This is a genomic window from Microbacterium sp. DWRC1-3, assembly GCF_049896645.1.
Lineage (GTDB): Bacteria > Actinomycetota > Actinomycetes > Actinomycetales > Microbacteriaceae > Microbacterium > Microbacterium maritypicum.
In genome coordinates this window covers 1,110,373-1,128,955 of the sequence record NZ_JAFCUS010000001.1, presented here as the reverse complement: position 1 = coordinate 1,128,955, position 18,583 = coordinate 1,110,373, and the positions used below count along the sequence as shown (strand labels likewise).

Here is an 18,583-nt window from a genome sequence, read left to right as displayed (position 1 = left end):
GGTGACAGAACCACAGCATCCCGAGGGCGCGCGAACGTATCGCGCGTCCTCGGGACTGGTCATCCTGATCCCGAGCACGTTGCTCGCGTTGTTCCTTCTCGGCGACACCGTCGTGCGAGGGAGCTGGGTGCAGATGCTGCTCATCGCCCCGTGGGTGCTGCTGGCTCTGTGGGTCGTCTACGAGCTCAGCTACGTCTCCTCGGTTCGGGTGGACCCCGAGGGCGTCGTCGTGCAGAACATGCTGCGCCGTACCAGCTTCGGCTGGAACAACGTGCGCGACATCGACCTTCGCTGGCAGCTCCAGTTCTCGCTCGACGATGGACGAGACCTCACCTGCTACGGCGGCCCCGCCCGTGCCAGGCCACCGCGCCCCGCACGGGGTGACGCCGCCGAACCCAAGGCTCCCGCCGGCCTCCGCGCCCTCACGGAAATCCGCGATCTCTGGGAGGCGGCGCCTCCCGTGCCCACGTCGATCCGTCGCACCTGGGACGCCCCCGCGCTCATCGCACTCGCCGTGATCGTGCTCTGGGCGATCGGGGCGATCGGGGCGATCGGGGCGATCATCGTCGCCGGCACCGCCTCACCCTGAGCTGATCAGCCGGGCAACCCGAACAGCTCGGGCCAGGTGGCCGCCGCCCACGGGTACCCCACGAACGCGGCGGCGTCGATGACGAAGTGCGCCACGAGGAACGGCATCAGCCGGCCCGACCGCTGATACAGCCATCCGAAGAGCAGGCCCATCGCGAGGTTGCCGATGAACGCCGGATACCCCTGGTAGAGGTGGTAGCTGGCCCGCAGGACCGACGTGGAGACGATGATCGTCCACGGACTCCAGCCGAGCTGCCGGAGCCGCGTGAAGAGGTATCCGAGCAGGACGAACTCCTCCTGCAGCGATGCCCGCGCCGCGGCCAGCAGCAGCACCGGCACGGTCCACCAGTAGGCGTCGATCCCGGCGGGGTCGATCGCGACCGTGAGCCCGAGAGCCCGGCCGGCGAGGTAGAGGCCGAGGCCGGGGATGCCGATCGCCAGGACGAGGAGGACGCCGCGACCTGCATCCTTCGCGACCCCCGTGCCGTCGAGCCCGAGTCGCGCCAGGTGCGGGCGTCGGGACTGCCACAGCAGGAAGCACACCAGCACCACGGGCACGAGCGAGAAGCCGATCGCGAGCACCTGGTAGATGAGGTCGAAGACCTCCCTGTCGCTTCGCGAGGGATTGAGCTTCGCCACCTGCTCGGCGAGCGGCACCTCGTCGGTGAGGCGGTAGGCGAGCTGCACGATCGCGTACACGGCGGACTGGCCGAGGCCGAGGGCCAGGACGATCGCGATCTCCACCCACAGCCGGGCACGGGACGGGGCGGGGGAGAGGTCGGGGAGGTCCCACGGAGCCTGCGGTCGGGTCACGATCTCGATGCTACGACCTGCTTTTCAGGAACAAGCCCTGAGCTTGCGTTATCCTGGAACGTCGGCTTCCCGGCGAAACCCCACATCTTTTAGGACACCTGTATGGCGCACGCCCTCCGTTCTGACCTCCGCAACGTCGCGATCGTGGCGCACGTCGACCACGGCAAGACCACTCTCGTCGACGCCATGCTGCGTCAGACGGGCTCCTTCGGCGAACACGCTCACGTCGACGAGCGCGCCATGGACTCGAACGATCTGGAACGTGAGAAGGGCATCACGATCCTCGCCAAGAACACGGCGATCACGTACAAGGGCAAGCACGCCCAGGGCAAGGAGATCACGATCAACGTGATCGACACCCCCGGTCACGCCGACTTCGGTGGCGAGGTCGAGCGCGGCCTGTCCATGGTCGACGGTGTCGTGCTGCTCGTCGACGCGAGTGAGGGCCCGCTGCCGCAGACCCGCTTCGTGCTGCGCAAGGCGCTCGAGGCCAAGCTTCCCGTCATCCTCCTGGTCAACAAGACCGACCGCCCCGACGCCCGCATCGCGGAGGTCGAGGAAGAGGCGCACGACCTGCTGCTGGGTCTCGCCTCCGACCTGGTCGACGATGTGCCCGACCTCGATGTCGACGCTCTCCTCGACGTGCCGGTCGTCTACGCCTCCGGTCGTGCCGGTGCCGCATCGCAGAACCGTCCCGCCGACGGATCGCTGCCGGACAACGACGATCTCGAGCCGCTGTTCGAGGCGATCCTCGAGCACGTTCCCGCGCCCGCGTACGACGACGAGCACCCGCTGCAGGCCTGGGTCACCAACCTCGACTCCAGCCCGTTCCTCGGCCGTCTCGCACTGCTGCGCGTCTTCAACGGCACGCTGAAGAAGGGCCAGACCGTGGCCTGGGTCCGCGCCGACGGCACCCACCAGAACGCGCGCATCACCGAGCTGCTGAAGACCCGTGCCCTCGAGCGCTACCCCGCCGATTCCGCCGGCCCCGGCGACATCGTCGCCATCGCCGGCTTCGAGAACATCACGATCGGCGAGACCATCGCCGACCCCGAAGACGTGCGTCCGCTGCCGGCCATCACGGTCGACGACCCCGCCATCTCGATGACCATCGGCACCAACACCTCGCCCCTCATGGGCAAGGTCAAGGGCCACAAGCTCACCGCTCGCATGGTCAAGGACCGTCTCGACAAGGAGCTCATCGGCAACGTGTCGCTCAAGGTCGTCGACATCGGGCGTCCGGATGCGTGGGAGGTGCAGGGCCGTGGAGAGCTCGCGCTCGCCATCCTCGTCGAGAACATGCGCCGCGAGGGCTTCGAGCTCACCGTCGGCAAGCCGCAGGTGGTCACGAAGAAGATCGACGGCAAGACCTACGAGCCGTTCGAGCACCTGACCATCGACACTCCGGAGGAGCACCTCGGAGCGATCACCCAGCTGCTCGCGAACCGCAAGGGTCGCATGGAGAACATGACCAACCACGGCACCGGCTGGGTGCGCATGGAGTTCATCGTTCCGTCGCGCGGCCTGATCGGCTTCCGCAGCGAGTTCCTGACCACCACCCGCGGCACCGGCATCGCGAACGCGATCTCGCACGGCTACGAGCCGTGGGCCGGTTCCATCACGACGCGTCAGAACGGCTCGATCGTCGCCGACCGTCAGGGTGTCGTCACTCCGTTCGCCATGATCGCCCTGCAGGAGCGCATGTCGTTCTTCGTGCAGCCCACGCAGGAGGTCTACGAGGGCATGGTCATCGGCGAGAACTCCCGCGCCGACGACATGGACGTCAACATCACCAAGGAGAAGAAGCTCACCAACATGCGTGCGGCGAGCTCTGACACCTTCGAGTCGATGACGCCTCCGCGCCAGCTCACGCTGGAGGAGAGCCTCGAGTTCGCCCGCGACGACGAGTGCGTCGAGGTGACCCCCGAGGTCGTCCGCATCCGCAAGGTGAACCTCGACGCGAACACTCGTGCGCGTGAGACGGCCCGCCTGAAGCGCCAGGACGCGAACGTCTGAGACCCGTCTCGGAGATGCTCCGAGTGAGAGGGCCTCGTGCCGCCGAAAGGCGCGCATGGGGCCCTCTTCTCATGTAAATCCCAGGTGAGGGATGGTTTTCGTTCAGGTTCATGGTTCAGAGTGGTTCACTTGCGCCTGGGACGAGCTCCCGATGAGTCTCCTGCAAGGGCGTACGACCACCCGAAAGTCGAACCCATGCTTCACAAGACCCGTGCGCTTCGGCGCGCCTCCGCGGCAGCCTTGGCCCGAAACGCCGCGCACCGCCCGATGACCATCCTCGGCGTCGCCTCGGCCGCCCTCGTCGGCATCACCTTGAGCGTCGGCCTCGCCTCCACCCCCGCCGTAGGTGCCATGAACGCCGCGTCCGCCGTCACCGCTCCCGCCCTCGCCGGCGCCGAGCCGCTCGCGCAGATCACGGAAGACGCCTCGACGACCCTGGCGCAGGCGAAGGGCGCTGTGGCGGCGGCCGAGACGCTGGAGTCCGAGGTCGTCGCCTCCGGGCTCGACGTCGGCGTCGTGACGTCGGTCGACACCTCCGACCTCGTCAGCGACATCGACAAGCTGGATGACAGCGACGTGACTCCGGTGCTTCTGGTGGGCATCCTCGCCGACAAGGCGGAAGAGGAGACGGCGGACGTCGTCGCCGATACCGCAGAGCTGCGCAGTGCACTCACCGCGGCGCAGCAGAAGCAGGCGGAGGAAGAAGCCGCGAGGATCGCGGCGGAGCAGGCGGCAGCTCAGGCCGCCGCGGAGCAGCAGGCGGCGGCCGCGCTGGCCGCAGCGAATACGCCGGAGGGCGCCAAGGCCTCCGCGCAGCAGATCATGTCGAGCACCTACGGATGGGGCGGCGATCAGTTCTCCTGCCTGGACTCCCTGTGGAACAAGGAGTCCGGCTGGAACTACCAGGCGTACAACCCGAGCGGTGCCACCGGCATCCCGCAGGCGCTTCCCGGCAGCAAGATGGCGTCAGCCGGATCCGACTGGCAGACGAACGCCGCCACTCAGGTCGCCTGGGGACTGGGATACATCTCGTCGGTGTACGGCACTCCGTGCGGCGCGTGGGCGCATTCGCAGGCCATGAACTGGTACTGATCCCCGCCCGTGCTCCCGAGGATTCTCTAGCCATCGGCGGGCGTCGAGCGCTACGGTGACTCTGACGACCTGGGGGCGTCACGGATCCGAGGAGGAGATGTGCTCGACCCGGCAGCGTGGCGCGATGTGCCGCAGGAGGTCTCCACCGGCTCCCTGCCGGGGTGGGATCGCGTCGAGGAGATCGTGCGCGACGCGCACTCCCGCTATCGCGGGGAACGCGGCGGCACCGTCGCCGACTACATCCCCGTGCTCGCCGAGGTCGATCCGGAGCTCTTCGGTCTGGCGGTGATCGAGGTCGGTGGCGGGCTGCACGATGCCGGCGACGCTCTGCATCCTTTCTCCATCCAGTCGATCTCGAAGATGTTCGTCTACGCCCTGGCGATCCAGGAGCACGGCCATGAGCGCGTGCGCGACATCGTCGGCGTGAACAACACAGGACTCGCCTTCAACTCCGTCGTGGCGGTCGAGCTCAACGACGGGCATCCGATGAATCCGATGGTCAACGCCGGTGCGATCGCCACGACCGCCCTCATGCCCGGCGCCACCGCGGTCGAGCAGTGGGAGCGCGTTCGTGAGGGGCTCTCCGCCTTCGCCGGGCGTCCGCTGAGTCTCGACGGGGTGGTCTACGCATCGGAAGCGCAGACGAACGACCGCAATCGCGCTCTCGGTCGTCTGCTGCGCAGCTATGGTCGGCTGTCGGGCGATCCCGACGAGGTGGTCGACGTCTACACGCGTCAGTGCGCCTTGAGCGTCACGGCTCACGATCTCGCTGTGATGGGGGCGACGCTCGCCGACGGGGGAGTGAATCCGGTCACCGGAGAGCGGGTGGTCTCGGAAGAGGTGTGCCGCGACACTCTCGCTGTCGTCGCGTCGACGGGGTTGTACGAACGATCCGGCGACTGGCTGTTCGAGATCGGGCTCCCGGCGAAGTCCGGTGTCGCCGGCGGCATCGTCGCTGTCGCACCCGGCAAGGGCGCGGTTGCCGGATTCTCGCCGCGACTGGACGAGGCCGGGAACTCCATCCGCTCGCAGATGGCCATCGGGTACCTGTCACGTGTTCTGGGGCTGAACCTCTTCGCCTCGGCCCCGGCGCGTCGTGAAGCCTCCGCGACCGCACCCTCACCCGCACCGCAGGAGCAGTCATGACCCAGACGCAGCCGGAGCAGACCAAGACCTCGTGGTTCCCGATGGTCAGCCTGTTCCTCGCACAGGTGCTGATGTCGTTCAACGTCGCCGCGCTGCCGATCTCCCTCGGCGGCATGGTGAGCGAGTTCGGCGTCCCGCCCACGGTCGCGAGCACGACGATCGTCATGTACGGGCTCGCTGTGGCCGCGCTCGTGATGACAGGCGCGAAGCTCGGTCAGAGGATCGGCTGGGTGCTCATCTTCCGGATCGTGATCGCGCTGTTCGCGGCCTCCTCGGTGATGATGATCCTGGCGCCCACGGTGTGGTGGGCGATCGCCGGACAGGCCGTCGCCGGCGCGGCCGCAGCGATCATCGTGCCGTCGATCGTGGCACTCATCGCCGAGAACTACCGCGGCCAGCAGCAGGCGACCGCCATCGGCGCCATCGGTTCGGCGCGCGCGATCTCGGGTGTCAGCGCCTTCCTGATCGGCGGCACCCTGGGGACGCTGGTCGGCTGGCGGCCGATGTTCTTCATCGTGCTGGGGATCGCCGTCGTCGTCTTCGCACTGAGCTTCACCCTGCGCGGCGATCGCGGAGACGCGTCGATCCGCATCGACCTCGTCGCCTCACTCCTCATCGGCGCGGCGATCGTGCTGCTGACGCTCGGGTTCAACAACCTGAACTCCTGGGGTGCGGTGGCGGCGACGGCCGACGCCCCCTTCAACGTCATCGGGCTCTCGCCTGCCCCCGTCTTCATCGTGGTGGGGCTGGTACTCGGGCAGGCCTTCTTCCTGTGGACGCGGAGACGGATGTCGGAGGGGAGGGTTCCCCTGATCGATCTGAGCGTGCTCGGCTCGTCGCGTGAGCGGGCCGCCGTGTATGCCATGTTCATCGTGGTCGCCCTGGAGGCGTGCGTGAACTTCACGATCCCGCTCTACATCCAGATCGTGCAGGGCAGGACCCCGTTCGACACCTCGATGGCGATGATGCCGTTCAACCTCACCGTCTTCGTCACGGCCACGCTCGTGGTGCGGCTGTACCGGCGCTTCCCGCCGCGGACGATCGGCGTGGTCGGCTTCATCCTCACCACGGTCGCGCTGGTGTGGCTGTCGTTCGTCGTGAACAACAACTGGGAGACCATCCCGACGATCGCCGGGCTCATCGTCTTCGGCATCGGACAGGGCGCGCTGGTGACGCTGGTGTTCAACGTCCTCGTGACGGCGGCCCCCGCCGAACTCGCCGGAGACGTGGGTTCGCTGCGCGGCACCACGCAGAACCTCGCCTCGGCCGTCGGCACCGCGCTCGCAGGGGCGCTGCTGGTCTCTCTTCTCGGGCTCAGCATCGGTCGCGCTGTCGTCGAGCACCCCGAGCTTCCGCCGTCACTCGTCGCACAGGTCGACATGGACAACCTCAACTTCGTCAGCAACGACGATCTCCGTGCCGCGCTCGAGGCCACGGACGCGACGCCGGAACAGGTCGACGCAGCCGTCGCCGTGAACGAGGAGTCCCGGCTCGGCACTCTCAAGCTCGGCCTGCTCCTGCTCGCGGGTATCAGCGCGCTGGCGATCCTCCCGGCTTCGCGGCTCCCGCAGTATCGGCCGCACGAGATCCCCGACCCGTCGCCGGCGGCCGGGTCGGAGTGACGCTCAGCGCAGCTCGGAGATGAGTACCGCGCTGGTGCCGGGCGCGGTCGCCTCGAAGATGTGCGGAGCATCTCCGGCGTAGGTGAGGTAGTCGCCAGGGCCCAGCAGCGCGGGCTCGTCGACCGGGCCGATCCGTGCCTGTCCCGTCATCAGGACCACGTGCTCGATCGTCCCGGGGTGATGGGGGTCGGAGCGGCGGGCGTCGCCCGGCTCGGCCTGGATCAGGTAGATGTCACGGCGGGCGCCGGGAGGGCTCGCAGACAGCAACGTCGCGCTGTACGCGGCTGCGGAGGACGGAACGCCCGCGAGGTCGTCTGCGCGGATGAGGGTCGGCGCGTTGGCCTGCTGATCGACCAGCACGGCGAAGGGTACGCCGAGCGCCACGCCGAGCGCCCACAGCGTCTCGACGCTGGGGTTGCCTGCTCCGCTCTCGAGCTGGGACACCGTCGCCTTGGAGATGCCGGCTCGTCGAGCGAGCTCGGACACCGACAGACTCGCCGCCTCTCGCTCCCGACGCAGGGTGCGGGCGATGCGTGTGCGAAGTTCCTCCATGTGTTCATCATGTCAAACGTTCGTTCGCTTGACTATCCGTGCGCTGGTGTTCAGAATTATGATCATGTGTTCAGTGAAGCGAACAGTGGTTCGAGTGGTGTGTGATGACCGCCGAGCGTGAGGTCTGGCGCGAGTCGCTCGGCGTCGTTCTCGCGACCAGTGCCTACGGCGTCTCTTTCGGCGCCCTCGCCGTGGCCTCGGGTCTCGACGTCTGGCAGACGTGTGTGCTGAGCCTGCTGATGTTCACCGGAGGATCCCAGTTCGCCTTCGTCGGCGTCTTCACTGCGGGCGGCGTCGCCGCGCTGCCCTCGGCGATCGCCTCGGCGGCGCTTCTCGGGGTGCGCAACGTCGCCTACGGCATGCGGATGTCGCCGATCGTCGGGGGAGGACCCGTGCGCAAGGCGGCTGCGGCGCACTTCACGATCGACGAGTCGACGGCGGTGGCGATCTCGCAGAGCGATCCGCGGCTGCGGCAGGTCGGATTCTGGGTGACGGGGATCGGCATCTTCGTCGGCTGGAACATCACCACCCTCGTCGGGGCGCTCGTGGGCGACGTGCTCGGCGACCCCAAGGCCTGGGGGCTGGATGCGGCGGCGGCCGCGGCATTCCTCGCTCTGCTGTGGCCGAGACTCCGCCAGCGTCAGGCCGTCGTGGTCGGCATCGCCGCGGCTGTGGTCGCCGCGGCCTTCACCCCGATGCTGATGCCCGGACTTCCGGTGCTCGTCGCCGCGGTCGTCGCGATCGCCGTCGGCTGGTTCAACTGGATGGGGCGGCCTGCCGCATCGGTCGAGTCGACCGACGCGGGATCGGAGGCTACGTCATGACTCTCTGGAGCGCCATCCTCCTCGCGGCGGTGATATGCCTCGCCCTCAAGGCTGCCGGCTACCTGGTACCGCCCCGGGTGCTCGAGGCGCCGCGCACGGCCCGCATCTCTGATCTTCTGACGGTGGCGCTCTTGGCGGCTCTCGTGGCCGTGCAGACCCTGGGGGACGGGCAGGCGATCACCGTGGATGCGCGCGTGCCCGCTCTGCTGGTCGCGGGCGGGCTGCTGTGGCTGCGGCAGTCCTTCCTCGTGGTCGTGGTGGCGGCTGCGGTGGTGGCCGCCCTCCTTCGTCTGTTCGGAGTCGCGGCCTGACCCTGCCAGGTTCTGATCGGGATCGTGCGGGCCTCCTCGGTAGGATCGACAGGTGCGCGTGAGCTGGATGTCGAGAGTGTTGTCGTGGATCGCTGCCGCCCTGGTGGGCGGTGTCTACGGCATCGCCGGCACGATCAGCCACAGCGTGATGTGGGGTCCGATCCCGGTCGGCATGATCGTCGCCGCGATCGCCTGCGCGGCCATCCTGATCGCCGTGCGCGCGCTCACGCACGACCGCGGTGCCGCCGTGGCAGCGGGGCTGGGGATGATCGGCATGCTGGTGCTGATCTCGGGCGAGGGTCCCGGAGGCTCCGTCGTCGTGCCCGCGTCGTTCGCGGGGCAGATCTGGACCTACCTGGTGGCCGGAATCGTGCTGCTCGTGATCGCCTGGCCCTCGGTGCGACGTCTTCCCGTGCGCACGGAGGCACCCGCCGCGCAAGAACCCGAGGCTCGCGAGTCGTAGACTGAGGGGGTGACGTATGTGATCGCCCTCCCGTGCGTCGATGTCAAGGATCGCGCCTGCATCGACGAGTGCCCCGTTGACTGCATCTACGAGGGTGAACGCTCCTTGTACATCCATCCCGACGAGTGCGTCGACTGTGGTGCCTGCGAGCCGGTGTGCCCCGTCGAGGCCATCTACTACGAAGACGATCTGCCCGACGAGTGGCAGGACTACTACAAGGCCAACGTCGAGTTCTTCGACGAGATCGGGTCCCCGGGCGGCGCCGCCAAGGTCGGCGTCTACTCGTTCGACCACCCGATCATCGCCGCTCTGCCGCCGCAGGGCGAGTAGGCGCGCTTCGTGAGCGTCCGCGACCTCGCCGACTACCCGTGGGACGCCGTCGTCCCGTTCCGTGAGCGTGCCGAGAGGCACCAGGACGGGCTCATCGATCTGTCGGTCGGCTCTCCTGTCGACCCGACCCCCGAGATCATCCGGCGTGCGCTGGCCGAGGCGACGGACGCCCACGCCTACCCGCAGACGGTCGGCACGCCGACGCTGCGCGAGGCCATCGTGGACTGGTACGCCCGACGCAGGGGAGTGCCCGACCTCCGCGTCGACAACGTGCTCCCGACGATCGGCTCGAAAGAGCTCGTCGCGCTGCTGCCCACTCTGCTCGGTCTGGGGGCCGGCGACATCGTCGTGCACCCGCGCGTGGCATATCCGACCTACGAGGTCGGCGCGCGCGTCGTGGGGGCCACGCCCCTGCCCGCCGATGACCCGCAGGACTGGCCCGAGGGCACCAAGCTCATCTGGATCAACACCCCGGGCAACCCGGACGGCCGCACCTGGACCGTGGACGAGCTGGCCGCAGCCGTGAGCCGCGCCCGCGAGCTCGGAGCCGTCCTGGCGAGCGATGAGTGCTATGCCGAGCTGGGGTGGGACGGCGAGTGGGCGACCGAGCCGATCCCCTCGATCCTCGACCCGCGGGTGACCGGCGGAAGCCGTGCGAATCTGCTCAGCGTCTACTCCCTGAGCAAGCAGTCCAACCTCGCCGGATACCGTGCGGCGTTCGTGGCCGGCTGTGCGCGCATCGTGGGAGAGCTGCTCACGGCACGCAAGCACCTCGGGCTGATGCCGCCCGCACCGGTGCAGCACGCGATGGCGGTCGCTCTCGGAGACGATGAGCACGTCGCCGTGCAGAAGGAGCTCTACCGCGCGCGTCGCGATGCCCTTCGTCCTGCGCTGGAGGCGGCGGGCTTCCGCATCGAGGGTTCCGAGGCGGGGCTGTACCTCTGGGCGACCGAGGGTCGCGACGCCTGGGAGTCGATGGCGCGACTCGCTGATCTCGGCATCCTCGCAGGCCCTGGTCCCTTCTACGGAGCCGACTCCGCCCAGCATGTCCGGCTCGCACTCACCGCGCCGACCGCGCACGTCCGCGAGGCCGCGCGTCGACTCTCCACAACCGATATGGCAACCGATATGTAGGTTCCCTCCTCGGAGGGTGCTTCTGTTTGGCGGATGTCACAGTAGGCCTGTGTGACTACTAGGCTGTAAAGGCGATTCGGTCGTGACCCGACCTGGCGCTTGAGCGCCGTGAGATCGCCAGTTCAGGCTTGATCAAGATCTTGTTCGACATCACCGCGACGAGCGGGGGCGGACACAACGAGGAGGTCCGCGTGAGTGCAGCGGCAGACCAGACGGCGAAGCTGACGATCGGCGACACGACCGCCGAATTCCCGGTGCTGCGCGGCACGGCAGGGCACGACAGCATCGATTTCTCGACGCTGACCCGACAGACCGGATACACCGGCCTGGACTACGGTTTCGTGAACACGGCCTCCACGAAGTCCGAGATCACCTTCATCGACGGTGACAAGGGCATCCTGCGGTATCGCGGCTATCCGATCGAGCAGCTCGCGGGCTCCACCAGCTACCTCGAGGTCGCCTGGCTCCTGATCTACGGCGAGCTGCCGTCCGCCTCCGAGCTCGCGGAGTTCGACGAGAAGATCCGTCGTCACACGCTGCTGCACGAAGACCTCAAGCGCTTCTTCTCGGCCCTGCCGCACACGGCGCACCCCATGTCGGTGCTGTCTTCGGCCGTCGCCGCCCTCTCGACCTACTACGAGGGGCAGACAGACCCGCACAACCCGGAGCACGTCGAGCTGAACATGGTGCGCATGCTCGCCAAGCTCCCCGTGATCGCGGCCTACGCGCACAAGAAGAGCGTCGGCCAGGCGTTCCTCTACCCGGACAACTCGCTGAGCTTCGTCGACAACTTCCTGAAGCTGAACTTCGGTGTGCACAGCGAGGAGTACGAGGTCAACCCGGTGATGTCGAAGGCTCTCGAGCTGCTCCTCATCCTGCACGAGGACCACGAGCAGAACGCCTCCACGTCCACGGTCCGCCTGGTGGGCTCCACCGGCGCGAACCAGTTCGCGTCGGTCTCCGCCGGCATCCAGGCTCTCTCCGGCCCGCTCCACGGTGGTGCCAACGAGGCCGTGCTGACGATGCTCGGTCAGATCCGCGACTCCGGTCAGAGCGTCGCTCGCTTCGTCGAGCGCGTGAAGAACAAGGAAGAGGGCGTGAAGCTGATGGGCTTCGGCCACCGGGTCTACAAGAACTACGACCCTCGCGCCAAGCTCGTCAAGGAGGCCGCCGACGAGGTGCTCTCCTCCCTGGGCGTCACCGACCCTCTGCTCGACCTCGCGAAGGAGCTCGAGGAGCTCGCGCTGGCCGACGACTACTTCCGCGAGCGTCGCCTCTACCCGAACGTCGACTTCTACACCGGTGTCATCTACAAGGCCATGGGCTTCCCGACGCGCATGTTCACGGTGCTGTTCGCGATCGGCCGTCTGCCGGGCTGGCTCGCGCAGTGGCGTGAGCTGCAGCTCGACCCGCAGACCAAGATCGGTCGCCCGCAGCAGCTGTACACAGGAGCGCCCGAGCGTTCCTTCCCGACGCGCTGAGTCCAGACGAGAAAGCGCCCCTTCCGCACGACGGAGGGGGCGCTTTCGTCGTCTTGCAGCGACGCGATGGATTCGGATTCCCGGCATTCGTCGCGGGGAAACGGCACGGCGCCCCCTCCGACGAGCGGAGAGGGCGCCATGCTGAGCTGAAGTCAGCGGCTCGAGTGTTCAGCGACCCTGCGAGCTGCGGCCGCCCTGACGGGAGCCGCTCTGCGTGGAGTAGCCACCACCTGCGCCCGTGCCGGAAGCACCGGCGCGGGGACGACGACGGCGACGCGACGGCGGGTTGGCCGCTCCGCTCTTCTCGCCGCCTGCGGGGCGCTGCTTGGAGGACTGGCGCTGCTGCTGCGGAGCCTGCACGGGGGCCGGGCGCACATGCGCTGCGCGCTCGGGCACCAGCGCGGTGACGGCCGCTGTGGTGACGTCTTCGAGCGGAGCCGAGATGGCGGCCTTGCGCAGGAGATCCTTGACGTCGCGGCGCTGCTCGGGGAGCACGACGGTCACGACGGTGCCCGCGGCGCCGGCACGCGCGGTGCGGCCGGAACGGTGCAGGTACGCCTTGTGCTCGACGGGCGGGTCGACGTGGACGACGAGGTCGACGTTGTCGACGTGCACGCCGCGCGCCGCGACGTCGGTCGCCACGAGCACGCGCACTCCGCCGTCTTCGGGAGCGGCGGAGAAGGCGCCGAGGTTGCGCTCGCGCGCATTCTGCGACAGGTTGCCGTGCAGGTCGACGGCGGGGATCCCCGCGGCGGTGAGCTGCTTCGCGAGCTTCTTCGCCTGGTGCTTGGTGCGGGTGAAGAGGATGCGGCGACCGGTGCCCGAGGCGAGCTCGCGCACGAGGGCGGTCTTGTTGTCGGTGGAGTCGACGACCAGCACACGGTGGGTCATCTCGCCGACGGGCACGCTCTCCTCGTCGACCTCGTGGCTGACCGCGTTCGAGAGGAAGCGGCGGGCGAGGGTGTCGATGCCGCGGTCCAGGGTCGCGCTGAACAGCAGACGCTGTCCACCGGCCGGGGTCGCGGTGAGGATGCGGGTGACGCCGGGCAGGAAGCCGAGGTCGGCCATGTGATCGGCCTCATCGAGCACGGTGACCTCGATCGCGCTCAGGCGAACCACCTGCTGCTTCATGAGGTCTTCGAGTCGACCGGGGCAGGCCACGACGATGTCGACGCCGCCGCGCAGCGCCTGCTCCTGCGGACGCTGGCTGACGCCGCCGAAGACGGTCGTGACACGCAGGCCCGCGGCCTCGGCGAGAGGTGCGATGGTCGCGGCGATCTGCGTCGCGAGCTCACGCGTGGGGGCGAGGACGAGTCCGCGCGGAAGGCCGGCACGGCGCTGTCCGCCGGAAGCGGCGAGGCGCGCGACGAGCGGCAGGGCGAAGGCGATGGTCTTGCCGCTGCCCGTGCGTCCGCGACCCAGGAGGTCGCGTCCGGCGAGGGAATCGGGAAGGGTGTCGCGCTGGATGGCGAACGCCTCGGTCTTGCCGGAATCGGCGAGAACGGCGGCGAGCTCGGCGGGAACGCCGAGTTCAAGGAAAGTAGACATGCAGAAACTCCGTCAGCGCCCGAATGAAGGGCGCGAGATAAAGGGGTGAGGTGGGCGACGGCGCAGGAATTGCGCATCGGTTCGCCGTTCGAAAGGCCAGCTGATGCTGGTGGTGGGAGCGGTTCCGCTCGCTTCGGTCCTCGGAGACCCCGTGACGACGACGATGTTACGAGACCGGCGGTACACGCAACTCCGTCAGTCTACCAGTGCGTGCATGCCGTCGGCCGCATGTCGACTTCCGCGCGGGTCGTCGGCCGCCTGCAGGAGCGGGGCAGGCGTCCCCTGGGTGGCGTTCTCAGGCGTGCAGCGCCTCGTTCAGCGTCACTCCCACACCGGCGCGACGCGCGGCCTCCACTGCACCGCTGAGCGAGTTCCGGCGGAAGAGCACCCCATCGTGACCGGAGAGCTCGGCCCCCTTCACGCTCTTGCGTGCGCCATCGGCGGTCACGGGCCCGTCGACGAGGACGATCTTGGTGCCGGCCGTGACATACAGCCCGGCCTCGACGACGCAGTCGTCACCGAGCGAGATGCCGATGCCGGCGTTCGCGCCGAGCAGCGTGCGGGCTCCGATCGACACGCGGTGCGTTCCGCCGCCGGAGAGGGTGCCCATGATCGACGAGCCTCCGCCGATGTCGCTGCCGTCGCCGACCACAACGCCCTGCGAGATGCGTCCTTCGACCATCGACGCGCCCAGCGTGCCGGCGTTGAAGTTGACGAATCCCTCGTGCATGACGGTCGTGCCGGGGGAGAGGTACGCGCCCAGACGCACACGGGAGGCGTCGGCGATGCGGACGCCAGAAGGCTGCACGTAGTCGGTCAGGCGGGGGAACTTGTCGAGCCCCTGCACCTGGATGCCGGCGCGCTGGAGGTACGGGCGCAGGCGAGCGGCATCCGCGGGAAGGACGGGGCCGGCGTTGGTCCAGGCCACGTTCGGAAGGTGCCCGAAGATGCCGTCCAGGTTCAGCTCGTTGGGACGCACCACCAGATGGGAGAGTGCGTGCAGACGCAGGTAGGCGTCCGCGGTCGACGCCGGGGCGGCGTCGAGGTCGATCTCCAGCTGCACGACCTCGAGCGTGACGTTCCGCCGTTCGTCGGGCCCGGCGAGGGGCTCGAGTGCGGCGATGGCGACGGTGACCTCGTCGGAGGTGGAGGCGCCTGTCCGCACCTCGGGGTACCACGCATCGAGGACGGTGCCGTCCCCGGCGATCGTGGTGAGTCCGATACCCCATACAGTGCGTGCGTCGCTCATCCCTCCACGCTATCGCCCCCGAGGGATGGCGACGTCACTCGTGACGGGGTAAGTAGTCTTGACCCATGGTGCTCGATCTGACCGCGTCCTCCGTCGACCTCACCCGTGCGATATGCGATATCCCGAGCGTCTCCGGTGAGGAGAAGAGCTTGGCCGATGCGATCGAGGCAGCGGTGACGCCGTTGGAGCACCTCGACGTCTTCCGTCACGGGAACACGATCGTCGCCCGCACCGACCGCGGCCGGGCACAGCGCGTCGCGATCGCCGGTCACATCGACACCGTGCCGATCAACGCGAACCTGCCGACCCGCGACATCGAGATCGACGGGGTGCCCTATCTCTGGGGGCGCGGCACCGTCGACATGAAGGCGGGCACCGCCGTGCAGCTGAAGCTCGCGGCCGAACTGACCGACCCCGCGATCGACATCACGTGGATGTGGTACGACAACGAGGAGATCGAGGCTTCGAAGAACGGCCTCGGACTGCTCGCCGCCGTGCGCCCCGATCTCTTCGAGGCCGACTTCGCGATCCTGGGGGAACCGTCCAACGGTGAGGTCGAGGGCGGGTGCAACGGCACTCTCCGCGCGCTCGTGCGCACGAGCGGCGTGCGCGCCCACAGCGCACGCGCCTGGATCGGTGAGAACGCGATCCACCGCGCCGCGCCCATCCTCACCCGGCTGGCGGAGTACCGCGCCAAGGAGGTGCTGGTCGAGGGGCTGCTGTACCGCGAGAGCTTGAGCGCGGTGCGCATCGCGGGTGGAGTCGCGGGCAACGTGATCCCGGACGCGTGCGAGGTCGAGGTCAACTACCGGTTCGCGCCGAGCAAGTCGGCGGCCGACGCCGAGGCCCATCTGCGTGGCGTCCTCGCGGGCTTCGACATCGAGATCACGGATGCCGCCGAGGGCGCGCGTCCCGGCCTCGACGCCGAGATCGCGAAGCAGTTCGTGGCCGCCGTCGGCGCAGAGCCCCGGCCGAAGTACGGCTGGACCGACGTCGCACGCTTCTCCGCGCTCGGGATCCCCGCCGTGAACTACGGCCCCGGCGACCCGCATCTCGCCCACCACGATGAGGAGCGCGTTCCCCTCGCGCAGATCGACGCCGTGGAGCGGGGCCTTCGCGCATGGCTCACGTCGCGCTGAGCATCACACGCCGCTGGGCGATGACGCCGGTCGCGCTGCGTGTGGCCGTCATCTACCTCGGTGCACGGGTCGTCACGACGGCGTTCCTGCTCATCGCCGCTTCGCTGTCGACCTCGTCCTCGCGTTTCGGCGCGGGGGCCGGGCTCATCGACTTCATCCTCGGCTGGGATGCGCAGTGGTACTGGCTGGTCGCCGAGAACGGATATCCGAGCGAGCTGCCGCTCTCGGACACGGGCGACGTGGTCGAGAACGCCTGGGCATTCATGCCGGTGTTCGCATATGCGGCCAAGGGCATCGGGTTCGTGCTCGGGTCCTGGGGAGCCGGGGCTCTCCTGCTGTCACTCGTGGCGGGGTACCTGGCCTGTCTCGCGCTTCATCGTCTGCTTCGCGAGCGTCTCGGGAACTCGGCGGCGATGTGGGCCGTGGTGTTCTTCGCCGCCGGGCCGATCGCGGCGATGTTCCAGGTCGGCTATGCCGAGACCCTGTTCCTTCTGCTGCTGTTCCTGGCCCTCGATGCGACGATCCGGCGCAGGTACGTCTGGTTGTACATCCTCATCCCGGTGATGGCCTTCACCCGCCCGGGGATCCTCGCCTTCGCCCTCTATCTGGGCCTGCACGGTGTCCTGCGCTGGATCCGGCGCGCACAGGATCCGCTCCCAGGACGCGAGATCGCGCACATCCTCGCTCTCGGCGCCCTCGCGACCGCGTCCGGCTTCGCCTGGCAGGCGATCGCGGGAATCGTCACGGGAGACCCCGGTGCGTATCTCGCGACCGAACTCGCGTGGCGTCAGCATTGGATCACCGGCGGTGTCGAGGGGTTCATCCCGTTCGAGGGGTGGGTCCAGGCGTCGCAGTTCTGGTTCGCGCTCTGGGGGATGCCGCAGTGGTGGGGACCCCTCGTACTCGCCGTGCTGGTCATCGGCGCGTCTGCAGCGCTCCTGTTCTCCCCGCAGGTTCGGGCTCTCGGCGCGGATCTTCGGCTGTGGAGTGCGAGTTACCTGCTGTATCTGCTCGCCGTCTTCTTCCCGCAGTCGAGCACTTTCCGTCTGCTCCTGCCCCTCAGCCCTCTCTGGGGTGCGGTCGCCGTGTCTCGATCACGCCTCTGGCGCATCGGGGTGCTGGCCGCATGTCTGGTCGGACAATGGTTCTGGATCTACCACGTATATGCGCTCGGGAGCACGTTCTGGCAGGTGCCGTGATCGTGAAGCTCGAGCCAATTGTTGCTCCGTGACCTCCAGGTCCCGGTGACACCCGATAAACTCATCCCATACCACCGGAGGAAAGGGAGCCACGATGGCAGCGATGAAGCCGAGGACCGGAGACGGGCCTATGGAAGCCGTGAAAGAAGGACGACTCATCATCGTGCGCGTTCCGCTCGAAGGCGGCGGCCGCCTGGTCGTCTCTGTGAACGACGCCGAGGCCAAGGAGCTTCACGACGTGCTTGCCGCCGTCGTGGCACCGGCCTGATCGACCTGGGTCCGCTCGAGCGGATCCGAAAAGGGCGGTGGATCCTCGGATCCACCGCCCTTTTCGTCTGCGAACGGTGCCTGTGCCCCGCGAGGTTCGTGCGTCAGTCGCGCTCTGCGAGGCTGATCAGCTGCAGCAGTCCTTCGCCGGCGGGGGAGAGCGTGGCCAGGACGGCCGAGGACTCCTGCGTCTCCTGCACGAGGGACCGGTAGGCGGAGGTGATCTCGTCGCGCTGCACGGGGTCGGCGACGCGGCCGCCTGCGAGCACACGGGGCACGAGGACGAGCCCCCCGGTGCGTGCGAGACGCAGACCGTGCTCGACGTATTCGATGACGTGCTCGGGGTCGGCGTCCACCAGCACGATGTCGTAGGAGTTCTCGTTCATGCGGGGGAGCACATCGATCGCTCGCCCAGTGATGAAACGGGCTCGTGTGGACGGGATCTTCGCATCGGCGAAGGCCTGCCGTGCCGCGGCGAGATGCTCCGGCTCGTTGTCGATCGAGGTGAGCACGGCCTGCGGGGCTCCACGCAGCAGCCAGAGTCCGGAGACGCCGGCTCCGGTGCCGATCTCGACGATGGAACGGGCGCCGGTCGCCGCGGCGAGCACGGCGATCTGCGAGCCGACGGCCGCGCTGATCGGCATCGCTCCCAGCTCGACCGCATGTGCGCGGGCGCGGGTGATGGCGTCGGGTTCCACGATGGACTCGCGCAGAAAACGCGCGTTCGCGTCATACTCGCTCATGGCCTGTTTCTCCCTGCCTGCCCGGTGAACCTCTCCAGCGTATTCGGTCGGCGAGTGCGGGGACCG

Annotated in this window: 19 protein-coding genes; 14 read left to right on the top strand and 5 right to left on the bottom strand. The window is 68.5% G+C overall.

All coding sequences use genetic code 11. The annotated features are described in order from the left end of the window. The first annotated feature begins 1 nt into the window (after nucleotide 1). Complete coding sequence (locus ACP699_RS05385; protein WP_426169786.1) at nucleotides 2-589, top strand: PH domain-containing protein; 588 nt, start codon at nucleotides 2-4, stop codon at nucleotides 587-589. A gap of 5 nt (nucleotides 590-594) precedes the next feature. Here ACP699_RS05385 and ACP699_RS05380 read toward each other — a convergent pair whose 3' ends face one another. Beyond that, complete coding sequence (locus ACP699_RS05380; RefSeq protein ID WP_055873342.1) at nucleotides 595-1,401, bottom strand: CPBP family intramembrane glutamic endopeptidase; 807 nt, start codon at nucleotides 1,399-1,401, stop codon at nucleotides 595-597. 102 nt (nucleotides 1,402-1,503) lie between these two features. Between ACP699_RS05380 and typA the strand changes: the two genes are divergently transcribed. The 4 genes from typA to ACP699_RS05360 all read left to right on the top strand — a co-directional run bounded on the left by typA (nucleotide 1,504) and on the right by ACP699_RS05360 (nucleotide 7,277). Beyond that, nucleotides 1,504-3,417 carry a translational GTPase TypA gene (gene typA / locus ACP699_RS05375; RefSeq protein WP_053095568.1) on the top strand — a complete coding sequence of 638 codons (1,914 nt, stop codon included), beginning with the start codon at nucleotides 1,504-1,506 and terminating at the stop codon, nucleotides 3,415-3,417. A gap of 195 nt (nucleotides 3,418-3,612) precedes the next feature. Beyond that, on the top strand, nucleotides 3,613-4,509 hold the full coding sequence (locus ACP699_RS05370; RefSeq protein WP_426169781.1) for a phospholipase: 897 nt from the start codon (nucleotides 3,613-3,615) through the stop codon (nucleotides 4,507-4,509). Nucleotides 4,510-4,608: 99 nt separating this feature from the next. Next, complete coding sequence (glsA, locus tag ACP699_RS05365; RefSeq protein WP_055873336.1) at nucleotides 4,609-5,655, top strand: glutaminase A; 1,047 nt, start codon at nucleotides 4,609-4,611, stop codon at nucleotides 5,653-5,655. Then, on the top strand, nucleotides 5,652-7,277 hold the full coding sequence (locus ACP699_RS05360) for an MFS transporter (protein ID WP_055864448.1): 1,626 nt from the start codon (nucleotides 5,652-5,654) through the stop codon (nucleotides 7,275-7,277). Before glsA ends, ACP699_RS05360 begins: the two co-directional genes overlap by 4 nt. Before the next feature lie 3 nt (nucleotides 7,278-7,280). On the opposite strand, the gene ACP699_RS05355 is transcribed toward ACP699_RS05360, so the two are convergent. Continuing rightward, nucleotides 7,281-7,829, bottom strand: coding sequence for a helix-turn-helix domain-containing protein (locus ACP699_RS05355; protein WP_288969773.1), 549 nt, complete (start codon nucleotides 7,827-7,829; stop codon nucleotides 7,281-7,283). 104 nt (nucleotides 7,830-7,933) lie between these two features. On the opposite strand from ACP699_RS05355, the gene ACP699_RS05350 reads away from it, so the two are divergent. From ACP699_RS05350 to ACP699_RS05325, 6 genes are all read left to right on the top strand, one after another. Continuing rightward, complete coding sequence (locus ACP699_RS05350) at nucleotides 7,934-8,653, top strand: AzlC family ABC transporter permease (RefSeq protein ID WP_426169775.1); 720 nt, start codon at nucleotides 7,934-7,936, stop codon at nucleotides 8,651-8,653. Then, the gene (locus tag ACP699_RS05345) at nucleotides 8,650-8,964 is read left to right on the top strand and encodes an AzlD domain-containing protein (RefSeq protein WP_055864439.1); all 315 of its coding nucleotides are present in this window, start codon (nucleotides 8,650-8,652) and stop codon (nucleotides 8,962-8,964) included. Before ACP699_RS05350 ends, ACP699_RS05345 begins: the two co-directional genes overlap by 4 nt. A gap of 52 nt (nucleotides 8,965-9,016) precedes the next feature. Then, nucleotides 9,017-9,427, top strand: a complete 411-nt coding sequence (locus tag ACP699_RS05340; RefSeq protein ID WP_055873324.1) for a hypothetical protein — start codon at nucleotides 9,017-9,019, stop codon at nucleotides 9,425-9,427. A 9-nt stretch (nucleotides 9,428-9,436) separates the two neighbouring features. Next, complete coding sequence (gene fdxA / locus ACP699_RS05335; protein ID WP_055873321.1) at nucleotides 9,437-9,757, top strand: ferredoxin; 321 nt, start codon at nucleotides 9,437-9,439, stop codon at nucleotides 9,755-9,757. A gap of 9 nt (nucleotides 9,758-9,766) precedes the next feature. Continuing rightward, on the top strand, nucleotides 9,767-10,891 hold the full coding sequence (gene dapC, locus ACP699_RS05330) for a succinyldiaminopimelate transaminase (protein WP_055864434.1): 1,125 nt from the start codon (nucleotides 9,767-9,769) through the stop codon (nucleotides 10,889-10,891). Between the two features lie 191 nt (nucleotides 10,892-11,082). Beyond that, nucleotides 11,083-12,372, top strand: coding sequence for a citrate synthase (locus tag ACP699_RS05325; protein ID WP_055866746.1), 1,290 nt, complete (start codon nucleotides 11,083-11,085; stop codon nucleotides 12,370-12,372). Between the two features lie 168 nt (nucleotides 12,373-12,540). On the opposite strand, the gene ACP699_RS05320 is transcribed toward ACP699_RS05325, so the two are convergent. Both ACP699_RS05320 and dapD read right to left on the bottom strand, forming a co-directional pair. Continuing rightward, a complete protein-coding gene (locus tag ACP699_RS05320) occupies nucleotides 12,541-13,920 on the bottom strand; it encodes a DEAD/DEAH box helicase (RefSeq protein ID WP_127482621.1) in 1,380 nt (459 codons plus the stop codon). A gap of 295 nt (nucleotides 13,921-14,215) precedes the next feature. Next, entirely contained in the window at nucleotides 14,216-15,169 is a 954-nt protein-coding gene (gene dapD / locus ACP699_RS05315) for a 2,3,4,5-tetrahydropyridine-2,6-dicarboxylate N-succinyltransferase (RefSeq protein ID WP_426169767.1), read from the bottom strand. A gap of 65 nt (nucleotides 15,170-15,234) precedes the next feature. On the opposite strand from dapD, the gene dapE reads away from it, so the two are divergent. From dapE to ACP699_RS05300, 3 genes are all read left to right on the top strand, one after another. Beyond that, nucleotides 15,235-16,308 carry a succinyl-diaminopimelate desuccinylase gene (gene dapE, locus ACP699_RS05310; protein WP_055873311.1) on the top strand — a complete coding sequence of 358 codons (1,074 nt, stop codon included), beginning with the start codon at nucleotides 15,235-15,237 and terminating at the stop codon, nucleotides 16,306-16,308. Beyond that, nucleotides 16,290-17,507, top strand: coding sequence for a hypothetical protein (locus tag ACP699_RS05305; protein WP_426169764.1), 1,218 nt, complete (start codon nucleotides 16,290-16,292; stop codon nucleotides 17,505-17,507). Before dapE ends, ACP699_RS05305 begins: the two co-directional genes overlap by 19 nt. Before the next feature lie 94 nt (nucleotides 17,508-17,601). Next, nucleotides 17,602-17,775: a DUF3117 domain-containing protein gene (locus tag ACP699_RS05300; protein WP_017203323.1), complete on the top strand. Its 174-nt coding sequence runs from the start codon at nucleotides 17,602-17,604 to the stop codon at nucleotides 17,773-17,775. Nucleotides 17,776-17,878: 103 nt separating this feature from the next. Here the strand turns inward: ACP699_RS05300 and ACP699_RS05295 are convergent, their stop codons facing one another. Next, entirely contained in the window at nucleotides 17,879-18,517 is a 639-nt protein-coding gene (locus tag ACP699_RS05295; RefSeq protein WP_055873296.1) for an O-methyltransferase, read from the bottom strand. Nucleotides 18,518-18,583 lie beyond the last annotated feature (66 nt).